Below are 22,956 nucleotides of genomic sequence, written 5' to 3' on the forward strand. Positions count from 1 at the left end.
ACGCGCCGCGCCGTGCGCCAGCACGGCATCCGGCACGGAGGCCGGCGGCGGCGCCCCTCGCGGGGAGCGGCCGTCGGCAAGGGCGAAACACGCTTACAGTCCGGCGCGGGAGCAATACCTCCCGCGCATTGCCCGCATGGCGGGCAGTCCGCCTGCCGGAGGGCTTTTTCCCCTTGGGGTCATCCCAAGGGGAAAAAGTCCAACCCGGCGGGCCGTCCCGGCAAGCCGGAGCGGCCCGCCGCCGGAAAGGCGGCGCGGGTTACAGCGCGCTTTGCACGCGCCCGGCGACGTCGGCGGGGACCCACTTGGTCCAGACGTCGGGCTTGTTCTTCAGGAACCACTTGGCCACGGCGCCGGACTCGTCGCCGGTTTCCTCCATGTGGGCCAGGGTCTCGTTCATCACGGGCAGCGGCACCGAGACCTTCGACAGGAACTCGGTCAGCACCGGCGCTTCCTGCGAGAACTTGGTGTTCACCGCGGTGAAGACGGGATTGTCGGGATAGGCGCTGGCCTCGGGCTTGGCGCACTTGGGCGACGTCAGGCACTTGTGCTTGTCGGCATCGTAGGGCGGCATTTCCAGCTTGACCAGGTCCATGGCGCCCACCAGCGGCGTGGGCGACCAGTAGTAGAAGACCACGTTCTGCTTGCGCTTGTAGGCCGACATCAGGGCCGCCTTCTGCGCCGCGCCGGTGCCCGGCGAGTACAGCGTGTAGGTGTCGTCCAGCTTGAGGGCGTGGAACAGGTTGGTGCTGGTGACTTCGCAACCCCAGCCCGCCGGGCAGCCGTAGAAACGGCCCTTGCCGGGTTCCTCGGGGTCCTTGAACTTGTCCTTGAACTTCGGCAGGTCGGCCGCGGACTTCAGCTCGGGCAGGCGCTCGGCGGTGTAGCGCGGGATGTACCAGGCCTCGCCGCCCATGTAGAGATCGCCGATCCGTTTGACGCGGCCGGTCTTTTCGGCGCGTTCCCAGGGGTCGGCGACGCTGTTCAGCCAGATCTCGGTGTTGATGTCCAGGTCACCGCGCTCGAGCGCGGCCAGGGCCGGCAGGGTCTCGGTAGGCAGGGTTTCGGTCTTGCAACCGTAGCCCTTTTCCATGATGAAACGTTCGACATCGACCAGGACCAGATTGGATTCCCAGTTCATGGCGCCGAAGTTGATCGGACGCTTGAGTTCGCATTGCGGCGCATCGGCGGCTTGGGCCGAACCGGCGAAGGCGAACAAGATGGCCGCGGCGGCCAGGGTCTTGACGGGGGTGAAACGCATTGGCTTTTGCCTCCATAGGTTCAGGGACACGGCGGCGCTGGTCCGGCCGTGCCATGGAGCTAAGGGGGTTGTGCGGAAGACGGGCAGAACCGCCAATACAAACCGACACTAGCAACAAGAGGATCCGCAGGGTGCGGGGTCTTGCAAGACAGGAGCCTCGAAAAACAGAGTTTTCGAGAACCCACAGATAGTGAACAAACTGAAAGAAGAAGCCAGCATCTTAACCGAAATTAATGCATAGCCCAAGCCCGCACCTGAACGAATCAGATACATTCACGCCGAAAAGCGTTCGGAAAAACCCTTATTCCCAAGAGGCGATTCCCCGTTTTCCCCTGGGGAATCGCCCCTCGAAAACATAGATACATTTAGTTAATATTTTGTTCTTATAAATACATTTGACGCTTCCAAAACCCGGTTTCAGGGCCTTGGATCGGCGTCCCGGTACATGTAATCGCGCCGCCACGGGTAGGCCAGGTCGGGCGGATTGTCGAGCTCGTCCGGACGCCCCGTGGCCGGGTATTGGCCCAAGATCTGGTGCAACGCGATCCAGCCGTGCTCGAAGCCCATGGCGCAACCCGCCAGGTAGAGACGATAGGCGCGCAGCGAACGCTCGCCCTGCTCGCCGCCCAGGATCCGGGCGGCCTCGGCCAGGTTGGCCTCGAGCGCGTCGCTCCACGCCCACAGGGTTCGGGCATAGTGCGGCCGCAGATTCTCCACGTCCACCTCTTCCAGGCCGCCGTTGGTCATGGCCTCCATGACAACGCTGATGTGGGTCAGCTCGCCGCCGGGGAAGATGTACTTCTCGATGAATTCGCCCATGCCGCTGCCCAGTTCGGCGTTGTAGACGCCGGCCGCGGTGATGCCATGGTTCATGATCAGCCCGCCCGGCTTGAGCAGCCGGCGCAGCTTGGCGAAGTAGCCTTCCAACTGGGCCCGGCCGACGTGCTCGAACATGCCGACCGAGGCGATCTTGTCATAGGGCGTGGCCTCGTCGAGCTTGCGATAGTCCAGCAGCTCCACCCGCACGCGGTCGCCCAGGCCCTTTTCCTGGATCAGCCGAGTGACGTGCGCGTGCTGGTTGCGCGACAACGTGATGCCGGTGGCGTCCACGCCGTAGTGCTCGGCGGCCCACAGCAGCAGCCCACCCCAGCCCGCGCCCACATCGAGGAATCGCTCGCCCGGCCGCAGCCGCAGCTTGCGGCAGATGTGGTCGAGCTTGGCTTCCTGGGCCTGGGCCAGGTTCATGCCCGGCTCGCGGTAGTAGGCGCAGGAATAGACCCGGCGCGGATCGAGCCACAAGGCGTAGAAATCGTCGGACAGGTCGTAATGGAATTCGATCTGGCGGGCATCGCGCTCCATCGAGTGGCGCCACACCGACATCACCTTGCGCACCAGCTCGGTCAGCCAGCCGCCGCGCGCCGCGTCCACCGGCGAACCCGGCAACAGCGCCGCGGCCGCGGCCATCACGTCGCGCATCGAACCTTCGATATCGATGCGGCCCTCGACGTAGTCCTGCCCCAGCACGCCCACGGCGCCCTCGGCCAGGTGAGCCAGCGCGGTCTTGTCATGCGTCACGAACCGCACGCGGGGATCCGGCGGCCCGACCACGGTGCCATCGGGCAGCACCAACTGGACAGTGACGGGCAAAGCCTGGAGCTTGCGTTCCACAACAGACAGCAAAGGACTCACAGCATCTCCTCTGGAATACGTACGGACACGGACAGACTGTATCGGAAATCACTTGCAATTTGCGTGTAAGGCGACGCGTGATACAGTCATTGGCTTGGTGCAAAACGCGCAATGCCGCGCGACGCACCCTGTCAATTGCGCGATCCCGTCGCGATCCACATGCCCCCTACCCATTCTTCCCGCGGCGCGCTGCCGGGCTGGCTCATCCTCATGGGCGCGCTGACGGCGATCGGTCCTTTCGCCATCGACATGTACCTGCCGGCGTTCCCGACGATCGCCGCCAACCTCGGCGTGCCGCGCGGCGATGTCGAGCGCACGCTGGCCGCCTACCTGATCGGCCTGGCGCTGGCGCAGGTGTTCTATGGTCCGATGGCCGACCGCTTCGGCCGCAAGCCGCCGCTGCTGGTGGGCCTGGCGCTATTCATGATCGCGTCGCTGGGTTGCGCCCTGGCCGGCTCCGTCGAGGCGCTGACCGGCTGGCGCGTGGTGCAGGCGATGGGCGGCGCGGCCGGCATCGTGATCCCGCGCGCCGTCATCCGCGACCATTACGAAACCCACGAAGCGGCGCGCGCCATGTCGCTGCTGATGCTGATCATGGGTCTCGCGCCGATCCTCGCCCCGCTGGCCGGCGGGCAATTGCTGGGCATCGCCAGCTGGCGCAGCCTGTTCTGGGTGATGCTGACCGGCGGCGCCATGCTGATGACGGCCGTCGTGCTCATCATGAAGGAATCGCTGGCGCCCGAACGGGTGGTGCCGCTGCGCTGGCACACCATCTTGCAGAACTATCGCGCGCTGTTCGCGCACCGCGGGTTCATGGCGCACAGCCTGGCCGGCGGCTTCGGCCAGGCGGGCATGTTCGCCTACATCATCGGCTCGCCGCGGGTGTTCATCGAACTATACGGCGTCGACCCCAAGTATTACGGCCTGCTGTTCGGCACCAACGCGCTGTCGCTCATCGTCTGCTCGCAGATCAGCGCCCGCCTGCTGCGCACCTATACCCCGCGCCAACTGCAGCGCCGCGCCCTGACCGCGCTGGCCTGCGCCAGCCTGGCGGCGGTGGCGCTGACGCTGGGGGGCTGGATGACGCTGCCGCTGTTGATGGCCTGCCTGATCTGCTACATGGGCAGCCAGGGCTTCGTCAATCCCAACTCGGCGGCGCTGGCGCTGTCGGATCAGGGCAAGCGCCTGGGCGCGGCGTCGGCGCTATTGGGGACGCTTCAACTGTCGTGCGGCGCGCTGGCCGGTTTCGCCGTCAGCGCCTGGCAGACCGACAGCGCCCTGCCCCTGACGACCACGCTGGCGACCTGCGCCTGCCTGTCCTGGCTGTCGGGACGCGTGGCGCAATCGCACCCGGCCTGAGCGCAGGGACATAACGCCGCTGGCACGGGGACGGAAGCCCGCACGCGCCGCGCAGCGGAATATGCCTGCCGAAATCGAGCCCGACGGGCGCCGCCAGCGGCGCCCGTCGCGGCTAGAGCGCCACGCTTTTCCATGTGTCGCCGCCTCGACACTTGATTTTCCTGGATTTTTCGTATTAGAATCTACGTCTTCACATGAAGTTTCCCGTGCTGGACTACTATGCTTTGTAGTTCAACACTCTGACCCCCAAGCGCATTTTTTTGCGGATGGCAGGCAGCGGGTATAAGCACTGGGCGGGATTCCAAAGATTCCCCCCTCATCCACTAAGACTGGGTGGCCGGCAAGATGGCAAGACCTCGTGGCAAGACCACGACGATCCCAGCCTCTGATATTTCTTAGCCCGGCGGCTGAAACCCTGTCTCCCCCCGGCGATGCGCAAGAATAAATGAGGTGCATCCATGGCACGCGTATGCCAAGTGACCGGCAAAGGCCCGATGGTGGGCAACAACGTTTCGCACGCGAACAACAAGACCAAGCGTCGCTTCCTGCCCAACCTGCAATCGCGCCGGTTCTGGGTTGAAAGCGAAAACCGCTGGGTGCGTCTGCGCGTCTCGGCCAAGGCCATCCGCACGATCGACAAGAACGGCATCGACGCCGTGCTGGCCGACCTGCGTGCCCGCGGCGAACTGGCCTAATCGGCCCCCCGCCAATCTGACATACTAGGAGCACGACATGGCCAAAGGTATCCGCGAAAAGATCAAGCTCGAGTCGACTGCCGGCACGGGTCATTTCTACACGACCACCAAGAACAAGCGCAACATGCCCGAGAAGATGCTGATCAAGAAGTTTGATCCGGTCGCTCGCAAGCACGTTGACTACAAGGAAACCAAGCTGAAGTAATTCAGCCGGTCTCCGGAAAGTCGAAAAGGCCCTGCTCTCGCGGGGCTTTTTCATTGATGGGCCCTGCATGACGGGGCCTTTTTCATTGGCGCGCCGGCCAGACGCACCGGACGCAAACCATTGGGGTCCGCCTGCAGGCCCGCGGCGGGCCATTTTTCCTGGCGCCAGGCAGGCGAGCATGCTTCAATTGGGCCGAACCGAACCCGTGTCCGACACGGCCCGGCCTGCCCGGGCCCTTTCCCGCCTGCGATATCCGCCATGCTCCGTCCCTGCCTGACCCTGCTGCGCCGCGCGCTCGCCCCCGCGCTCCTGGCCCTGGCGCTGACCCCCGTCGCGTCCGCCAAAGACACCAAAGACAAGGAACCGCCGATCCGCATCGGCGAGATCAACAGCTACAAGGCGATTCCCGCCTTCCTGGGCCCGTACAAGAAGGGCTGGCAACTGGCGCTGGAAGAAGTCAACGCGTCCGGCGGCGTGCTGGGCCGCAAGCTCGAGGTGATTTCGCGCGACGACAACGGCAACCCAGGCGATTCGGTCCGCGCCGCCCAGGAACTGCTGGCCCGCGAAAAGGTGGATCTGCTGTTCGGCGGCTTCCTGTCCAACACCGGCCTGGCGCTGACCGATTTCGCCAAGCAGCAGCAGGTGTTCTTCCTGGCCGCCGAGCCGCTGACCGACAAGATCACCTGGCAGGAAGGCAACCGCTATACCTGGCGCCTGCGGCCTTCGACCTGGATGCACGTGGCCGCGCTGGCGCCCAAGGCGCTGGCGCTGCGCAAGAAGCGCTGGGCCATCGTCTACCCCAATTACGAGTACGGCCAATCGGCCGTGGCCACCTTCAAGGCCATGATGAAGTCGTTCCAGTCCGACGTCGAATTCGTCGCCGAGCAGGCCGTGCCGCTGGGCAAGGTCGACGCCGGCGCGGTGGTCCAGGCCCTGGCCGACGCCAAGCCGGACGCCATCTTCAACGTGCTGTTCGCCGCCGACCTGACGCGCTTCGTGCGCGAGGGCAACACCCGCGGCCTGTTCGAGAACCGCGCCGTGGTCTCGGTGCTGTCCGGCGAACCGGAGTACCTGGAGCCGCTGGGCGCCGACACGCCGTCGGGCTGGATCGTCACCGGCTACCCCTGGTACGCCATCGACACCCCGGCCAACAAAGCCTTCGTCGAGGCCTACCGCAAGCGCTACAACGAGACGCCCAAGGTCGGCTCGGTGGTCGGCTACGCGTCGCTCATGTCGATCGCCCAGGGCCTGAAGGCGGCCGGCGAGGTCGACACCGAAAAACTCGTCGACGCCTTCGCCGGGCTGAAAGTGGACACGCCCTACGGCCCGATCCAGTACCGCAAGATCGACCACCAGTCGACCATGGGCGTCTACATCGGCGTCACCGCGGTCGAGGACGGCAAGGGCATCATGAAGGACTTCGCCTACATCGACGGCGCGCGCCTGCAACCGCCGGACGAACAAGTTCGCAAGATGCGCCCGCACTGATGAGCCTGTCCGGGCTGCTGTCGCAGTTGCTCAACGGCCTGGCGGATGCCAGCGCGCTGTTCCTGGTGGCCGCCGGCCTGTCGCTGATCTTCGGCGTCACGCGGGTCGTCAATTTCGCGCACGGCTCCTTCTACATGCTGGGGATATACCTCGCCTGGAGCTTCACCCGGTATTTCGGTGACGGCCCGGGCTACTGGGCCGGGCTGCTGCTGGCGGCGCTGGCCACCGGCCTGATCGGCGCCGCGGCTGAACTGCTGGTGCTCAAGCGGCTATACCGCGCGCCGGAACTGTTCCAGTTGCTGGCGACCTTCGCGCTGGTGCTGATCATCGGCGACGCCGCTCTGGCGATCTGGGGCCCGGAAGACCTGTTCGCGGCCCGCGCGCCCGGCCTCTCCGGCGCGGTCGAAATCCTGGGCAGGCGCTTTCCCCAATATGACCTGCTGCTGATCGTGGCCGGCCCGGTGGTGCTGGGCCTGCTGTGGCTGCTGCTGATGCGCACCCGCTGGGGCCGGCTGCTGCGCGCCGCCGCCGAGAACCGCGACATGCTGGCCGCGCTCGGCGTCAACCAGGCCTGGCTGTTCACCTCGGCCTTCACGCTGGGCGCGTTCCTGGCCGGGCTCGGCGGCGCGCTGGCCGCGCCGCGCGTGCCCGCCACGCTCGGGCTCGATCTGGAGATCATCGCCAGCGCCTTCGTAGTCGTTGTCGTCGGCGGCCTGGGCTCGATTCCCGGCGCCTTCCTGGCGGCGGTGCTGATCTGCTGCGTCAAGGCCGTCTTCGTCTTCCTGGGGCAAGTGCAGATCGGCCCCTGGCTGTTCAACCTGTCCAAGCTCACCCTGCTGGCCGAATTCGCCGTGATGGCCGTCGTGCTGGTGGCGCGTCCCTGGGGCCTGCTGGGCCAGCCGCCGGCGCCCTCCTCGCATGCGCTGGCGGCCGAGGCGCCCATCGCCCCCGCCGGCCGCCGTCTGCGGCTGGCCTACGGCGCGTTGCTGGCATTGCTGGTCCTGGCGCCCCTGGCGACCGCGCAGTGGCCGTATCTGGGCATCCTGCTGACCGAAGTGCTGATCGCCGCCCTGTTCGCCGCGAGCCTGCATTTCCTGACCGGCCTGGCCGGCATGACCACATTCGGCCACGCCGCCTGGTTCGGCCTGGGCGCCTACGGCGCGGCGCTGCTGCTGAAACTGGCGGCCCTGCCGATGGAAGCCGCGTTGCTGCTGGGCCCGCTGGCCGCCGGGCTTGGCGCGGCGCTGTTCGGCTGGTTCTGCGTGCGCCTGTCCGGCGTGTACCTGGCGATGCTGACCCTGGCCGTGGCGCAGATCCTGTGGGCGCTGGCCTATCAATGGGATGCGATGACCGGCGGCAGCAACGGCCTGACCGGCCTGTGGCCGTCGCGCTGGCTGACGCAGGGGCCCTGGTTCTACTACCTGACGCTGGCGCTTTGCGCGCTCGGCATCGCCTGGCTGCGGCGCCTGGCGTTCTCGCCGCTGGGCTACGCACTGCGCGGCGCGCGCGATTCGGCCTTGCGGGCCGAAGCGCAGGGCATGGACATCCGCCGCATCCAGTGGGCCGGCTTCGTGGCGTCGTCGCTGGCCGCGGGCATGGCCGGGGCGCTGTACGCGTTCTCCAAGGGCAGCATCGCTCCCGACGTGCTCGGCGTGAGCCGGTCGGTGGATGGGCTGGTGATGGTGCTGCTGGGCGGCCTGCAGACGCTGGCCGGCCCGCTGGTCGGCGCGGCCGCCTACACCTGGCTGCAGGATGTCGCGGCACGCAGCACGGACTACTGGCACGCGGTGCTGGGGCTCGCCATCCTGGCGCTGGTGATGGCGTTCCCGTCGGGCCTGGCGGGCGCCGCCGCGCGCTGGACGCGGAGGCGCGCATGACCGCCAACGCCTTGCTGACGGTCGAGGGACTGCGCAAATCATTCGGCGGCATCGACGCGCTGGCGGATGTCTCGTTCCAGCTCGAGGCCGGCCAGATGCTGGCGTTGATCGGCCCGAACGGCGCCGGCAAGTCCACCTGCTTCAACGTGCTGGGCGGCCAGTTGCGACCCGATACCGGATCGGTGCGGCTGGACGGCCGCGAGCTGGTGGGCCTGACGGCGGGCAAGATCTGCCGCCTGGGCGTTGGGCGCACCTTCCAGACCGCCGCCACCTTCCGCTCGATGACGGTGCTTGAAAACGTGCAGACGGCCCTGCTGTCGCGCGACCGCCTGTTGTTCCGTCCCTGGCGCCGCGCCGCATTGCACCGCGCCGACGAGGCCATGGCGCTGCTGGAACAGGTGCGGATGGCCGCCCAGGCCGGCGCGCACTGCGGCGCCCTGGCCTACGGCGACGTCAAGCGGGTCGAGCTGGCCATGGCGTTGGCGCACCGGCCGAAGCTGCTGCTGATGGACGAACCCACCGCCGGCATGGCCACCAACGAACGCCACGCGCTCATGCGCCTGACGCGTGAACTGGCCGACACGCAGCGCATGGCCGTACTGTTCACCGAGCACAGCCTGGACGTGGTCTTCAAACATGCCGACCGCATCGCCGTGCTGGTGCGCGGCCGCCTGCTGGCCGAGGGCCCGCCAGACCGGATCGCGGCCGACGCACGCGTCCAGGCCGCCTATCTCGGCACCGACGCGCCGCCCCCCTGAGACCGGATCAGTGGCCGGCCTGCGGGCTATCCGGCTGGCATTCCCAGAACACCCTGGCCTGGCAGCCCGCGCAGATGCCCCGGTCCAGCCTGGCGTAGATGGCGTGCAGCGCGGTCGCCTTGTCAGGAAACACGTGGTCCGCGCCCAGCCGCTCCAGGAAGCTGGTGCGGCGCCACATCGCCAGCACCTCGGGACGCGGCCGGTGGAAATAAAGGTCGCCTCCCATGGCGCGGCGCGCTACCAGTTCGTCCTCCCAGACCTGGGCGCCGGCCAGGTCGATGAAGTTCATGCTCTTGGCCATCACCAGCAAATGGCGCGGCGCATCCGCACCCGCGCGCAGTTCCTGCAGGCGCTGCGCCACGTGCGCGGCTGCGCCGAAATACACCGACCCTTCCATGCGCAGCAGCTTGAGCTGGGGGCATTCCGGCAAAGCCTCGGGCTGCTGCGCCAGCACCACGAAGCGGCGGTCCAGGCCGCGCGAATCGAACCCCATGGTGCGCATCGCCGGCCGCGAGGTGCGATGCAGGTACGCCATCAGCGACAGCACGGTGCCCAGCAGGATCGCCACCTCCATGCGGATGGTGACGGTGGCCGCCAGCGTGGCCGCGGCGATCGCGCTTTCGCCCGGCTGGGTGCGGATCAACTGGCGCCAGCGGGGCACGTCCAGCAGGGTCCAGGCCACCAGCAGCAACAGGCCCGCGATGGCCGCTTGCGGAATCCGCGCCAGCAGGGGGCCGCTCAGCGCCACCAGCGCCATCAGCAGCAGCGCCGAGAACACCGCCGCCAGCGGCGTCTTTGCGCCCGCCTCGTAGTTGGGGATGGAACGGTTGAGCGAGCCGCAGGACAGATAACAGGAAAAGAAACCGCCCACGACGTTGGAGAGCCCCTGCCCGACGAATTCACGATTGGCGTCGATGCGCTGTCCCGAACGCGTCGCCACCGCCTTGGCGATGGAAATCGATTGCGCCAGCGCCACGATGGTCAATGCGAACGCCAGGCTGAGCAGATCGGGCAAGGCGCGCCAGTCGATGCTGGGCACGTGGAAGGGCGGCCACGGCTGCGCCAGATCTCCCAGGAGCGGCACCGGCGCGGCGCCAAGGCGCGCCGCCAGCGCATTGAACACCGCCGCGGCCAGCGCCCCCGCCACCAATCCGGCCAGCATGTAGGGCCTGCGCCTGTCCAGCCGCCTGAGCAACAGGGCCGCGGCGATCGTCACGGCAGTCACCAGCAGCGCGCCCGCCAGCGACTGGTCCCAATGGCCGGCCAGGCTGGCCAGCAACGCGCCGGCGCCATGCGAATCCGGCGCAGGCAGGCCCAGCGCATCCTTGAGCGCATGCACCGCGATCAGCAGGGCCGCGCCGCTAGTGAAGCCGAACAGCGCCGATGGTGAAATGAAGTGCGCCAGCGAACCCAGCCTCAGGGCGCCCACCAGCCATTGCATCAGGCCGACCAGCACCGTCACCGCCAGGGCCAGTTCGATGTAGCCCGGACTGCCCGCCACCGCCAGCGGCGTCAGCACCGCGAACAGCGCCAGCGAATTGGCATTGGTGGGGCCGGACATGACATGGCGGCTGGAACCGAACAGCGCCGCCACGATACAGGGCACGATGGCCGAATACAGGCCATATTGCGCCGGCAGCCCGGCCAGCGTGGCGAAGGCCACGCCCTGCGGCAGCACCAGCAGCGCGCCGAGCAGCCCGGCCGTCAGGTCCGCGCGCAGGGTCGCGGGCCCGACTTCCGGCACCCAATCGCCCAACACCCGCGCCAACCGCGCTTTCCATCCCGCCGCCATCGCTCCCCTGCCCCGTCTCTCTCTTCTGCATTCCCGCGCGCTCAGCGCAGGAACCTGCGTTCCAGCTCGCGCATGTCCGCGTCGCCCTGGAGACCGATGATATCGCGCACGGTCGGCAGGCCGGCATCGACGGCATGGATGCCGCCGTCCTCGCGGATGCGGGCGAAGACCTTGCGCATCGCGCCCACGGCTGCTCGGATCGCGTGGTTGCCGTAGATCACCAGCCCCACCTTGCCCAGCGCCTGGATGTCGCGCTCGCGCAGTTGCGGGTACGCGGTGGGCACCAGCACCAGCGGCACGCCGCCGGACCAGGCCGCGACGAAGGCCAGCACCTCGTCGGGGGTGGCCTGCCTGGAATGGATCAGGATGGCGTCGGCGCCGGCCGCCTCATAGGCCGCGGCGCGCGCCAGGGCCTCGGCCTGTCCAAGTCCCGCGATCAGCGCTTCGGTCCGCGCGATGACGCAGAAATCGGGATCGCGACGGGCGGCACAGGCCGCTTCGATCTTGCCCTGGAATTCCTCCACGCGCACCAGTTCCTGGCGGCCATCGGTCCGCAGGCTGGTGTCCTTGGGAAAGGTCTTGTCTTCCATCACGACCGCCGACACGCCCGCGGCCTCGTATTGCGGCACGACGTAGGAAACGTTGATGGCGTTGCCGAACCCGGTGTCGATATCGGCGATGACCGGCACGTCGACCGTGGCGGCCATGGCGCGCATCATGTCCAGGTGCACCCCGGCCGACAGGATATTCGCGTCCGGCACGGCGTAGCTGGCCGACAATTCAAAGCCACTGCCCCAGATCGCGTCGAACCCGGCCTCCATCGCCAGCCGGGCGGCCAGCGGATTGTGCGCCGACATGGCGTGCATCAGGGCGGGATCCTGCAGTTTCCGGCGAAAGCGTGCGTTGCGGTGCATGGCGTGGCGATCCGAGATCCGGCGCGGATTGCCCCGGCTGCGACCATTTAACACTAAAAGAAGCGCCGGGCGGCCGCCTGGCGCGCGACGAGGTTCAGCCAGCCTCGCCGCCGCGCCGCGCCTTCATCGCCCGGCTGAGCGCGGCCAGGGCGTCATCGCCGATCAGGCGCGCGGCCAGCGGCAGCAGTTCATCCTCTTCGCGCTGGATATGCGCCGCATAGGCCGCCGCGAACGCCTCAACCTGCGCCGGCGGCAGCGCCGCCGGGCGGCCCGCCGCGATCTCGCCCAGGATTTGCCGCAACGGCGCCCACAGCGCTGCCAGCCGCGCATGATCGGCAATCAATCCATCGACCAGCGCGCGCAGGCAGACGGCGTCGGAACCCGCCATGGACTCGATCAGAGCCGGGAACAGGTCCTCTTCCTCGTCTTCGTGGTGGTGGATCGCGGCCGTCTGGAAATAACGCGCGACGCCCGCCGCCGCGACCCGGGCCGCGTCATCGCTGCCATGCGCAGGCAGATGCGCGGCCAGGCGCCGCAAGGTTGCGCATTGCCGCGCAATGCGTCCATGACAGGCGGACAGCAGCCCAAGAGGATCATCGGTGGTCGGCGCCGCGGCCGGCCCACCCGGAAAACTCACCGCCATGTCCCCTCCCGTCGGATCAGGAATGCCCGCGCCACCACAAGCGGATGGAATCCCAGGCGCGGCCGGCGAATCCGGCCTCGGCCACCGGCTCCAGCGCCACCACCGGAAACTGCATGGCGGGCTTGCCGTCGACCATCACGCGCAGCGAGCCGACCGTGGCCTGGGCCGCGATCGGCGCCACCAGCGGATCCTGCGGCGTCCAGACCGGCTCGACCTTGGCGCCGGCCGGCACCGTGACGTAGGCGTCGCGCGCGAAACCGGCCTTGAGCGTGTCGGTCTGGCCCTTCCAGACCTCGGGCGTGGCCACCGCCTGGCCCTTCGCATATAACTTGATGGTATTGAACCCCTGGAAGCCCCATTCCAGCAACTCGCGGCTCTCCTGGGTGCGCAGTTTGTCCGAGGCCGTGCCGACCACCACCGTGATCAGGCGGCGCTGGTCGCGGCCGTTGGGCCGGTGCGCGGTCGCCACGATGCAGTAACCGGCCGCGTCGGTATGGCCCGTCTTCAGGCCGTCGACGCTGGGATCGAGCCACAGCAGCCGGTTGCGGTTGGGTTGCGTGATGTTGTTATAGGTGAAGGTCTTGGCCGAATCGTAGGCCTTGTACAGCTCGGGGTAATCGCGGATGAAGCGCGTGGCCAGGATCGACAGGTCGCTGACCGTGGAATACGTGCCCGGATCCGGCAGCCCGTGGGGACTGGCGAAGTGCGTGCCATGCAGGCCGAGTTGCACGGCGGTGTCATTCATGCGCGCCACGAACGCCTCGACGCTGCCCGACAGCGCTTCGGCGAGCGCGATCGCCGCGTCATTGCCGGACTGGATCATCAGGCCGCGCAGCAACTGGTCCACGGACACCTTGGAGCCCGGCTCCAGGAACATCTTGGAACTGCCGGGCGGCACTTTCCAGGCGCGCGTCGAGATGGTCACCTTCTGGTCCGGCGACAGCTCCTTGTTGTGGATAGCGCCGAACACCACGTACGCCGTCATGATCTTGGTGAGCGAGGCCGGCTCGATCCGGGCGGTGGCCGCGTGCGACGCGATCACCTGGCCGCTGGTCTCGTCCAGCAGCAACCAGGCCTTGGCCGACAGGTCTGGCTGGGGCATCGATTGCGCCAGGGCGCCTGACATACACGCGGTCGCAACGAGCAGGCTCGCCGCCAACTTCTTCATCAACATAGGGTGCTTCACTTCCATGCGGGGTAAGGATGGCACGCGGGCCAGCGCCGGCAGGCGGCCACACCGCCACCCGCCCGCGCCCGCCGACGCGCGGCGCGAAGCATTGGAACACGCTTGGCCCGGATGGTTCAAAACGGCCCGGCGCGCGCAACGTCTGCTGCCGCGCAATGGTCTGGCGCGCGCGTTCCGATGCCGCGCGTGCCACTGAAAAAATCGCAGCGATTGTCACTGCATTTTGCAGAACCCCTTGTAGAAGGGGTTTTTCTGCCTGGAAAACAACAAAGATTGCGCGAAAGGCCTTGCGAAACCGGCTACAACCGCCACTCTTCCGCTATCATCGGGCGCGTAGCGTTAAACGCCGATACCCGGCGCGCGCGCTGCCCCATGTCCTCAACATACGGATTTTGACCATGGCCACGAAAGCTAAAGCTCCTGCCAAGAAAGTCACCAAGCCCGCCGCCAAGGCGCCCGCAAAGAAGGCTACCGCCGCCAAACCCGCTGTGAAGCCGGCAGCCAAGAAGGCCGTCGCCGCCAAGAAGGTCGCTGCCGCCCCCAAGGCTATCAAGGCTGCTCTGAACAAGACCCAGCTGATCGCCTACATCGTCGAGCAGTCCGGCGTTGAAGCCAAGGCGGTCAAGGCCGTCCTGGCCAGCCTGGAAACCTCGGTGCTGAGCTCCGTGGACAAGAAGGGCGCTGGCGAATTCACGCTGCCCGGTCTGTTCAAGGTTGCCGTGCAGAAGGTTCCCGCCAAGGCCAAGCGCTTCGGCAAGGATCCGTTCACCGGCGAAGAGCGCTGGTTCCCCGCCAAGCCGGCTTCGGTCAAGGTGAAGGTTCGCCCGCTCAAGAAGCTGAAGGACGCCGCGCAGTAATTCCGCACGGTTATCCGGTCAAGCCGGAAAGGGCCTGCCCCGCAAGGGGCGGGCCCTTTCTTTTTTGCGCGCCCGCGCTTTCCGGCGCGGTCCGCACCCGCCGGCGGGCGCGCCTTGCATGATCCCGGGACGGCCTGCTAGAATTTATCTTTATATAAAGATACTTTATATAAAAACATCATGAATGATCTGGTCGACCTGGTGCTGTCGCAGTGGGAGCAGGAATGTCCCAACCTGGATATCTCGCCGATGAGCGTCCTCAGCCGCGTGTTCCGCTTCCACGCCTTCGCCGCGCGTGACGTGGGCCAGGCGTTCAAGCGCCACCACCTGCACCAGGGCGAATTCGACGTGCTCGCGACGCTGTACCGCACCGGCGCGCCATACGCCATGAATCCGCAGAAGCTGGTCGCGGCGCTGCTGCTGACCTCGGGCGCCATGACCAACCGGCTGGACCGCCTGGAACAGGCCGGCCTGCTGGCGCGCACGCCCAACCCCGACGACCGTCGCGGCGTCATCGTGGCGCTGACCGCCGAAGGCCTGCGCGTCATCAAGCAGGTGCTCAAGGATTACCTGCGCGAACTGGAATCGCTGCTCGCCCCCTTGAACGCCACCGAACGCCGCCAGATGGCCGGCCTGCTGAAGAAACTGCTGATTCCGCACGACCGGGAAACGCCCGGCGGCATCGCCGCCTGAGTCTTCCTTTCGCCACACTTCCACGCCCCGCCTCACATGAACGCCGCACCTGCCCAACCCGCTCCGCTGACCGCGCCCGTCATCCTGCTGATGTCCGTCGCCACCGGCCTGGCGGTCGCCAGCAACTATTACGCGCAGCCGCTGCTGCACACCATCAGCCAGCAATTCACGCTGTCCAACGCCACCGCCGGCAGCATCGTCATGATCGCGCAGTTGAGCTACGCGCTCGGCCTGATCCTGCTGGTGCCGCTGGGCGATCTGTTCGAACGCCGCGGCCTGATCGTGCTGATGACCCTGTTGTCGTCCGGCGGCCTGCTGGTGTCGGCCTTCGCCCGCAACATCCAGATGCTGATGCTGGGCACCGCGGTGACCGGCATGCTGTCGGTGGTGGCACAGGTGCTGGTGCCGTTCGCGGCCACCCTGGCGGCGCCGCACGAGCGCGGCAAGGCGGTCGGCACCGTCATGAGCGGCCTGCTGCTGGGCATCCTGCTGGCCCGCACCGCGGCCGGCGTGCTGGCCGACCTGGGCAGTTGGCGCACCGTCTACTGGGTCGCCGCGATCCTGATGCTCTGCATGTCGTGCGCGCTCTGGCGGGTGCTGCCGCGCCACAAGAGCCAGGCCGCGATGAGCTATCCGCGTCTGCTCGGCTCGATCTTCCGCCTGTTTGCCGAGGAACCGTTGCTGCGCGGCCGCTCGCTGCTGGGCGGCCTGCTGTTCGCCGCCTTCAGCATGCTGTGGACGCCGCTGACCTTCCTGCTGTCGGGCCCGGACTACGGTTTCAACAACACCACCATCGGCCTGTTCGGGCTGGCCGGCGCGGCCGGCGCCTACGCCGCCAACCGGTTCGGCAGGCTGGCCGACCGCGGCCTGGGCAACCAGGCCACCCGCATCGGCCTGCTGCTGCTGCTGGCGTCGTGGGGCCTGATGGCCTTCGGCCAGGCCTCGGTCATCGCGCTGCTGGCCGGCATCCTGATCCAGGACCTGGCGATCCAGGGCGTCCACGTCACCAATACCAGCTCGCTGTACCGCACCCGTCCCGAAGCCCGCAGCCGCCTGACGGCCGGTTACATGACCAGCTACTTCATCGGCGGGGCGACCGGATCGCTGGTATCGTCCTGGCTGTACTCCCATTACGGCTGGCCCGGCGTGGTCACCGCGGGCGCGGTTCTGGCGGCCATAACCCTGGCCTACGGCATGCTCGGGGCCAGCGCCCGCATCCCGGAAACCGCCCCGCCCCCTATCCGCGCCTAGCACCTCCTATAATCAGGGGTTTTGACCGCCCCCGCGCCTGGCGCGCGGGGGCGGTTCACCCATTTTTCGCCATCGCGCACGAGCCCATGCAGGAACGTTACCTCCCCACTACCGTCGAAGCGGCCGCCCACCAAGACTGGCAGGCACGCGACGCCTATCTGGTCCATGAACACGCGAAGAACCCGGACGGCTCCGAGAAGCCGAAGTTCTACGCCTGCTCGATGCTGCCCTATCCCAGCGGCAAGCTGCACATGGGCCACGTGCGCAACTACACCATCAACGACATGATGGCGCGCCAGTTGCGCATGCGGGGCTACAACGTGCTGATGCCGATGGGCTGGGACGCCTTCGGCATGCCGGCCGAGAACGCCGCCATCAAGTCCAAGGTGCCGCCCGCCAAGTGGACCTACGACAACATCGCCTACATGAAGAAGCAGATGAAGGCGATGGGCCTGGCGATCGACTGGTCGCGCGAAATGTGCGCCTGCGACCCCGAGTACTACAAGTGGAACCAGTGGCTGTTCCTGAAAATGCTCGAAAAGGGCGTCGCCTACCGCAAGACCCAGGTCGTGAACTGGGACCCGGTCGACCAGACCGTGCTGGCCAACGAACAGGTCATCGACGGCCGCGGCTGGCGCTCGGGCGCCCCGGTCGAAAAACGCGAGATCCCCGGCTACTACCTGCGCATCACCGATTACGCCGACGAACTGCTGGGCGCGGTGCAGAACGACCTGCCCGGCTGGCCCGAGCGCGTGCGCCTGATGCAGGAAAACTGGATCGGCAAGTCCGAGGGCCTGCGCTTCGCCTTCCCGCACCAGATCGCCGGCCAGGACGGCCAGTTGATCCAGGACGGCAAGCTGTACGTCTTCACCACCCGCGCCGACACCATCATGGGCGTGACCTTCTGCGCCGTGGCGCCGGAACATCCCCTGGCCACCCACGCCGCGCAGTCGAACCCGGCCCTGGCCGCCTTCATCGAACAGTGCAAGCTGGGCGGCACCACCGAGGCCGAACTGGCCACGCGCGAAAAGGAAGGCCTGCCCACCGGCCTGTTCGTGACCCACCCGATCACCGGCGACCAGGTCGAAGTCTGGGTCGGCAACTACGTGCTCATGACCTACGGCGACGGCGCCGTGATGGGCGTGCCCGCGCACGACGAACGCGACTTCGCCTTCGCCAGGAAGTATGACCTGCCGATCCGCCAGGTCGTGGACGTGGCCGGCAAGGCCTACTCCACCGACGCCTGGCAGGAATGGTACGGCGACAAGCAGAGCGGCCGCACCATCAACTCCGGCAAGTACGACGGCCTGTCGCACAAGGAAGCCGTGGACGCCATCGCCGCCGACCTGGGCGCGCAAGGCCTGGGCGAAAAGCAGACGACCTGGCGCCTGCGCGACTGGGGCATCTCGCGCCAGCGCTATTGGGGCACCCCGATCCCCATCATCCACTGCGCGGACTGCGGCCCGGTGCCGGTCCCCGAAAAGGACCTGCCGGTGGTGCTGCCGGACGACCTGATCCCGGACGGCAGCGGCAACCCGCTGGCCAAGAACGAAGCCTTCCTGTCGTGCGCCTGCCCCAGTTGCGGCAAGCCGGCGCGCCGCGAGACGGACACGATGGACACCTTCGTGGACTCGTCCTGGTACTTCATGCGCTACACCTCGCCGGGCAACAACACTGCCATGGTCGACGCGCGCAATGACTACTGGATGCCGATGGACCAGTACATCGGCGGCATCGAGCACGCGGTCCTGCACCTGCTGTACGCGCGCTTCTGGACCAAGGTCATGCGCGACATGGGCCTGCTCAACTTCGACGAGCCCTTCACCAAGCTGCTGTGCCAGGGCATGGTGCTGAACCACATCTACTCGCGCAAGAACGCCCAGGGCGGCGTCGAGTATTTCTGGCCCGAGGAAGTCGAGAACGTCTACGACGCGCGCGGCGCCATCATCGGCGCCAAGCTCAAGTCCGACGGCTCGGACGTGACCTACGGCGGCGTCGGCACGATGTCCAAGTCCAAGAACAACGGCGTCGATCCGCAATCGCTGATCGACACGCTGGGCGCCGACACCGCGCGCCTGTTCGTGATGTTCGCCAGCCCGCCCGAGCAGACCCTCGAATGGTCCGATTCCGGCGTCGAAGGCTCGAACCGCTTCCTGCGCCGCCTGTGGTCGATCAGCTACGCGCAGCGCGACACCGTCGCCCGCGGCCTGGCCGCCGGCGCCGACTGGACCGACGCGCCCGCCGCCGTCAAGGATCTGCGCCGCGAGGTCTACAACCTGCTCAAGCAGGCCGACTACGACTACCAGCGCATCCAGTACAACACCGTCGTGTCGGCGTGCATGAAGATGCTCAACGCCATCGACGACGCCAAGCTGCCCGAAGGCAAGCACGCCGACGCCGCCTACGCCGAAACGCTGGGCGTGCTGCTGCGCGTGCTGTACCCGGTGGTGCCGCACATCACCTGGCACCTGTGGCGCGACCTCGGCTACGCGCACGAGCTGGGCGACCTGCTCGACGCGCCGTGGCCGCACGTCGACGAAGCCGCGCTGGTGGCGGACGAAATCGAACTGATGCTGCAGGTCAACGGCAAGCTGCGCGGCTCGATCCGCGTCGCCGCCAAGGCCGCCAAGGAAGACATCGAGAAACTCGCCGCCGCCCAGGATGAAGTCGCCCGCTACCTGGAAGGCCGCCCGCCCAAGCGGGTCATCGTGGTTCCGGGCAAACTGGTCAACGTCGTAGGCTGATGAGGTCAAGCATGTACTTCGCCGGGCAACACACGCAATCCCCCCGCCAATCCTGGCTGCTGCGCGGCGCCTGCCTGGCGCTGTTCATGCTGATCTCGGCTTGCGGCTTCACGCTGCGCGGGGTCACCCCGCTGCCGTTCGAAACGTTGTATGTCGGCATTGCCGACAACACCCAATTCGGCGCCGACGTGCGCCGCGCGCTGCGCGCGGCCTCGCCCGACACCAAGCTGGTCACCTCGCCCAAGGACGCGCAGGCGATCCTGCAGGAGGTCTCCAACACGCGCGCCTTGCGCGAGGTGTCGCTGAACGCCCAGGGCCGTGTCGAGGAATACGAACTGGGCATCAACTACACCTTCCGCCTGATCGATGCGAAGGGCCGCGCCCTGATCCCGGACACGACCCTGTCGATCTACCGCGAAATGCCGTACGACGACCAGATCGTCCAGGCCAAGCAAGGGCAGATCGAAACACTGTACCTCGCCATGCAGCGTGATCTGGTTTCGCGCTTGCTCCGCCGCATGACGGCTCCTGAAGTGCGCAAGGCCTTCGAAAACCGCGAACAGCGGGCGGAAGACGGCGAGACGCCGCTATACGATCCCACCGCACCGCAGCCTCACCGCACGCCGACCCCGTGGCAGACGCCGTCCACCACCGACCCTGCCTACACGCGCTGACCGATGGCACAAGTCCTGGACGCGGATCGCCTGGCCGATCACCTGCAGCGGGCCGGCAGCCGCCTGGCCCCGCTGTATACGGTGTCCGGTGACGAGCCCCTCCTGGTGACCGAGGCAGTGGATGCGCTGCGCGCCGCCGGGCGCGGCGCCGGTTATACCGAACGCCTGTCGATGGTGATGGACGCGCGCAGCGACTGGAGCGCGGTCATCGCCGCGACCCAGAGCGTGTCGCTGTTCGGCGACCGCCGCATCCTCGAACTCAAGATTCCCACCGGCAAGCCCGGCAAGTCCGGCGCCGATACCTTGGCGCGCCTGGCCGAACAGGCCGAAAAGCAGGCAGACAACCCGGATACCCTCATCCTGGTGGCGCTGCCGCGCCTGGACAAGGCCACCCGCGAAAGCCGCTGGATGCAGGCCCTGGGCCGTGCCGGCACGACGGTCGACATCCCCAGCATCGAACGCGGCCGTCTCCCCGCCTGGGTCGGCCAGCGCCTGGCGCGCCAGAACCAGCGCACCGACAACGCCACCCTGCAATGGATGGCCGACAAGGTCGAAGGCAACCTGCTGGCCGCGCACCAGGAAATCCAGAAACTGGGCCTGCTCTATCCCGAGGGACAGTTGGCGCCGGAAGACGTCGAGCGCGCCGTGCTCAACGTCGCCCGCTACGATGTATTCGGCCTGCGCGATGCCATGCTGGCCGGCGACATCGCCCGCACCATCCGCATGATCGACGGCCTGCGCGCCGAGGGCGAAGCCCTGCCGCTGGTGCTATGGGCGGTGGGCGAGGAAATCCGCCTGCTGGCGCGCGTGGCCGAGGCCCGCAGCCTGGGCCAGGACGCCAACGGCCTGATGCGCCGCCTGCGCATTTTCGGCGCGCGCGAACGCCTCGCGCTGCAGGCGCTGGGCCGGGTCCGCCCCGACGTCTGGCCCGCCGCGGTGCAACACGCGCACGAAGTGGACCGCCTCATCAAGGGGCTGTCCGTCCCGGGTCGGCTGTCCGACCCCTGGGAAGAAATGACCCGCCTGGCCCTGCGCGTCGCCGCTGCCGGCAACCGACCGTGAAGGCGGCCCCGGCCGCCTCCTGATCCTCCCGGCCCCTGGCCGGATAAACTATCCCAATCGCACGCGGCGCCCTGGCCGCCCCCTCACCATGATCGACGCCGCCATGTCCTCGTCCTCCATCGAACAAGCCATGCTGACCCTTGGCGACAATGCGCGCCGGGCTTCGCGCGCCATGATGCGCGCCAACAGCGCCGCCAAGAACCAGGCCCTGCTGGCCATGGCCGATGCGCTCGCCGCCAACCAGGCCGAACTGCTCGCCGCCAATGCCAAGGATGTCGCCGCCGCGCGCGCCAACGGCCTGGAGCCGGCCCTGCTCGACCGCCTGACCCTCTCGGAAAAGACGCTGGCGCACATGGCCGAGGGCCTGCGCCAGATCGCCGCCCTGCCCGACCCGATCGGCAGCGTCACCGCCACCAGCGTGCGCCCCAACGGCATGCGCGTGGCGCAGATGCGCGTGCCGCTCGGCGTCATCGGCATCATTTACGAATCGCGCCCCAACGTCACCATCGACGCCGCGGCGCTTTGCCTGAAGTCCGGCAACGCCGCCATCCTGCGCGGCGGCAGCGAGGCCCTGCATTCCAACGTGGCGCTGGGCCGCATCGTCCAGCAGGGACTGGCGGCCGCCGGCCTGCCGCAAGACGCCGTGCAGGTCGTCGCCACGGCCGATCGCGCCGCGGTCGGCAAGCTCATCACCATGACCGAGCACATCGACGTCATCGTGCCGCGCGGCGGCAAGGGACTGATCGCGCGCCTGGCGCAGGAAGCCCGCGTGCCGCTCATCAAGCATCTGGACGGCAACTGCCACATCTACATCGACGCCGCCGCCGATCCCGACAAGGCCCACGCCATCGCCTTCAACGCCAAGACCTACCGCTACGGCATCTGCGGCGCCATGGAAACGCTGCTGGTCGACGCCGTCGCGGCCGTCTCGATCCTGCCGCGCCTGGCGGCCGCGCTGACCGAACACGGCGTCGAACTGCGCGGCTGCCCGCGCACGCTGGCGCTGCTGCCGCACGCCAAGCCGGCCACCGAGGAAGACTGGGGCACCGAATACCTCGGGCCGATCCTGGCGATCCGGATCGTCGACTCGCTCGACGACGCCATCGAGCATATTGCCCGCTGGGGCTCCGGCCACACCGACGCGATCGTCACCGAAGACCTGTCATCGGCCCAGCGCTTCCAGCGCGAAGTCGACTCCAGCTCGGTCTACGTCAACCTGCCGACCTGCTTCGCGGACGGCTTCGAATACGGCCTGGGCGCTGAAATCGGCATCTCCACCAACCGCCTGCACGCCCGCGGCCCGGTCGGCCTGGAAGGCCTGACCACGCTCAAATGGGTGCTGACCGGCGAAGGCCAGACCCGCGGCTGACCGCCTTTTCCTACAACCTTCTATTCGCGACCACACCGCGCCTTACCGGGATTTCCATGCATTCACCCGCCATGGCCATGGCCTTCAGCCTTTTCGTGCTGTGCTTCATCACCTGTTCGCTGAGCGGCCTGGTGCTGTTCTTCTTCAAGAGCAGGCAGATCAACGCCGCGCTCAAGCACCCCTATCTGCAGCATCGTCCCTTCGAGCGCTATCCGCTGGCGATCAAGGCCGCCATCATGCTGGATTATTTCTTCCGCCTGATGTTCCCCGGCACCCGTTTCTGGCTCATCGGCAACGCCAATGACCTGCTGGGCCACGTCGATCCCAAGAAGACGCCGCTGGCCCTCAAATGGCCGATCGTCGGTTTCTGGGGCTCGTGCTGGCTCGGCCTTATCGCCATGATCGTGCTGTGGACCCTGCTGTTCCTGGGAGCCTGACG

At 67.6% G+C, this 22,956-nt stretch carries 20 protein-coding genes; 14 read left to right on the forward strand and 6 right to left on the reverse strand.

Features of this window, described 5'->3' with window-relative positions; genetic code table 11:
* Positions 1-259: 259 nt before the first annotated feature.
* Both AAID08_RS21250 and AAID08_RS21255 read right to left on the reverse strand, forming a co-directional pair.
* Positions 260-1,261 carry an ABC transporter substrate-binding protein gene (locus AAID08_RS21250; RefSeq protein WP_054438691.1) on the reverse strand — a complete coding sequence of 334 codons (1,002 nt, stop codon included), beginning with the start codon at positions 1,259-1,261 and terminating at the stop codon, positions 260-262.
* Positions 1,262-1,678: 417 nt separating this feature from the next.
* Positions 1,679-2,950, reverse strand: coding sequence for a class I SAM-dependent methyltransferase (locus AAID08_RS21255; protein WP_372414904.1), 1,272 nt, complete (start codon positions 2,948-2,950; stop codon positions 1,679-1,681).
* A 210-nt stretch (positions 2,951-3,160) separates the two neighbouring features.
* Between AAID08_RS21255 and AAID08_RS21260 the strand changes: the two genes are divergently transcribed.
* The 6 genes from AAID08_RS21260 (at position 3,161) to AAID08_RS21285 (ending at position 9,332) form a co-directional block, all read left to right on the forward strand.
* Positions 3,161-4,309, forward strand: a complete 1,149-nt coding sequence (locus AAID08_RS21260; RefSeq protein ID WP_054503254.1) for a Bcr/CflA family multidrug efflux MFS transporter — start codon at positions 3,161-3,163, stop codon at positions 4,307-4,309.
* A gap of 458 nt (positions 4,310-4,767) precedes the next feature.
* Complete coding sequence (gene rpmB / locus AAID08_RS21265) at positions 4,768-5,004, forward strand: 50S ribosomal protein L28 (protein ID WP_054503255.1); 237 nt, start codon at positions 4,768-4,770, stop codon at positions 5,002-5,004.
* A 37-nt stretch (positions 5,005-5,041) separates the two neighbouring features.
* Positions 5,042-5,209 (forward strand): 50S ribosomal protein L33, encoded by a 168-nt coding sequence (gene rpmG / locus AAID08_RS21270; protein WP_003810296.1) that lies wholly within the window; start codon positions 5,042-5,044, stop codon positions 5,207-5,209.
* A gap of 258 nt (positions 5,210-5,467) precedes the next feature.
* Complete coding sequence (locus AAID08_RS21275; RefSeq protein ID WP_082401958.1) at positions 5,468-6,697, forward strand: ABC transporter substrate-binding protein; 1,230 nt, start codon at positions 5,468-5,470, stop codon at positions 6,695-6,697.
* Positions 6,697-8,574: an ABC transporter permease gene (locus AAID08_RS21280; RefSeq protein ID WP_336235558.1), complete on the forward strand. Its 1,878-nt coding sequence runs from the start codon at positions 6,697-6,699 to the stop codon at positions 8,572-8,574. The genes AAID08_RS21275 and AAID08_RS21280 overlap by 1 nt, the downstream gene beginning before the upstream one ends.
* On the forward strand, positions 8,571-9,332 hold the full coding sequence (locus tag AAID08_RS21285) for an ABC transporter ATP-binding protein (RefSeq protein WP_064523437.1): 762 nt from the start codon (positions 8,571-8,573) through the stop codon (positions 9,330-9,332). The genes AAID08_RS21280 and AAID08_RS21285 overlap by 4 nt, the downstream gene beginning before the upstream one ends.
* 7 nt (positions 9,333-9,339) lie before the next feature.
* Here AAID08_RS21285 and AAID08_RS21290 read toward each other — a convergent pair whose 3' ends face one another.
* From AAID08_RS21290 to AAID08_RS21305, 4 genes are all read right to left on the reverse strand, one after another.
* Positions 9,340-11,124: a SulP family inorganic anion transporter gene (locus AAID08_RS21290; protein ID WP_395756887.1), complete on the reverse strand. Its 1,785-nt coding sequence runs from the start codon at positions 11,122-11,124 to the stop codon at positions 9,340-9,342.
* A gap of 41 nt (positions 11,125-11,165) precedes the next feature.
* Positions 11,166-12,038: a phosphonopyruvate hydrolase gene (locus AAID08_RS21295; protein WP_175189784.1), complete on the reverse strand. Its 873-nt coding sequence runs from the start codon at positions 12,036-12,038 to the stop codon at positions 11,166-11,168.
* Between the two features lie 94 nt (positions 12,039-12,132).
* Positions 12,133-12,681, reverse strand: a complete 549-nt coding sequence (locus AAID08_RS21300) for a hemerythrin domain-containing protein (protein ID WP_064523432.1) — start codon at positions 12,679-12,681, stop codon at positions 12,133-12,135.
* Positions 12,682-12,697: 16 nt separating this feature from the next.
* Positions 12,698-13,855 carry a D-alanyl-D-alanine carboxypeptidase family protein gene (locus tag AAID08_RS21305; RefSeq protein WP_081273386.1) on the reverse strand — a complete coding sequence of 386 codons (1,158 nt, stop codon included), beginning with the start codon at positions 13,853-13,855 and terminating at the stop codon, positions 12,698-12,700.
* 410 nt (positions 13,856-14,265) lie between these two features.
* On the opposite strand from AAID08_RS21305, the gene AAID08_RS21310 reads away from it, so the two are divergent.
* The 8 genes from AAID08_RS21310 to AAID08_RS21345 all read left to right on the forward strand — a co-directional run bounded on the left by AAID08_RS21310 (position 14,266) and on the right by AAID08_RS21345 (position 22,954).
* Positions 14,266-14,724, forward strand: a complete 459-nt coding sequence (locus AAID08_RS21310; RefSeq protein WP_054503261.1) for an HU family DNA-binding protein — start codon at positions 14,266-14,268, stop codon at positions 14,722-14,724.
* 180 nt (positions 14,725-14,904) lie between these two features.
* A complete protein-coding gene (locus AAID08_RS21315) occupies positions 14,905-15,417 on the forward strand; it encodes a MarR family winged helix-turn-helix transcriptional regulator (RefSeq protein ID WP_064523429.1) in 513 nt (170 codons plus the stop codon).
* 36 nt (positions 15,418-15,453) lie between these two features.
* Positions 15,454-16,668, forward strand: a complete 1,215-nt coding sequence (locus AAID08_RS21320; RefSeq protein WP_054503263.1) for an MFS transporter — start codon at positions 15,454-15,456, stop codon at positions 16,666-16,668.
* A gap of 86 nt (positions 16,669-16,754) precedes the next feature.
* Positions 16,755-19,412 (forward strand): leucine--tRNA ligase, encoded by a 2,658-nt coding sequence (leuS, locus tag AAID08_RS21325; RefSeq protein ID WP_395756888.1) that lies wholly within the window; start codon positions 16,755-16,757, stop codon positions 19,410-19,412.
* An 11-nt stretch (positions 19,413-19,423) separates the two neighbouring features.
* The gene (gene lptE, locus AAID08_RS21330; RefSeq protein ID WP_175143969.1) at positions 19,424-20,086 is read left to right on the forward strand and encodes an LPS assembly lipoprotein LptE; all 663 of its coding nucleotides are present in this window, start codon (positions 19,424-19,426) and stop codon (positions 20,084-20,086) included.
* Positions 20,087-20,089: 3 nt separating this feature from the next.
* Entirely contained in the window at positions 20,090-21,148 is a 1,059-nt protein-coding gene (gene holA, locus AAID08_RS21335) for a DNA polymerase III subunit delta (RefSeq protein WP_395756889.1), read from the forward strand.
* Between the two features lie 88 nt (positions 21,149-21,236).
* Complete coding sequence (locus tag AAID08_RS21340) at positions 21,237-22,517, forward strand: glutamate-5-semialdehyde dehydrogenase (RefSeq protein ID WP_061073719.1); 1,281 nt, start codon at positions 21,237-21,239, stop codon at positions 22,515-22,517.
* A gap of 56 nt (positions 22,518-22,573) precedes the next feature.
* Positions 22,574-22,954 (forward strand): hypothetical protein, encoded by a 381-nt coding sequence (locus tag AAID08_RS21345; RefSeq protein WP_175143968.1) that lies wholly within the window; start codon positions 22,574-22,576, stop codon positions 22,952-22,954.
* The last annotated feature ends 2 nt before the right edge of the window (positions 22,955-22,956 follow it).

Origin of the sequence: Achromobacter sp. EB05 (genome assembly GCF_044232075.1) — a bacterium.
GTDB lineage: Bacteria > Pseudomonadota > Gammaproteobacteria > Burkholderiales > Burkholderiaceae_B > Achromobacter > Achromobacter dolens.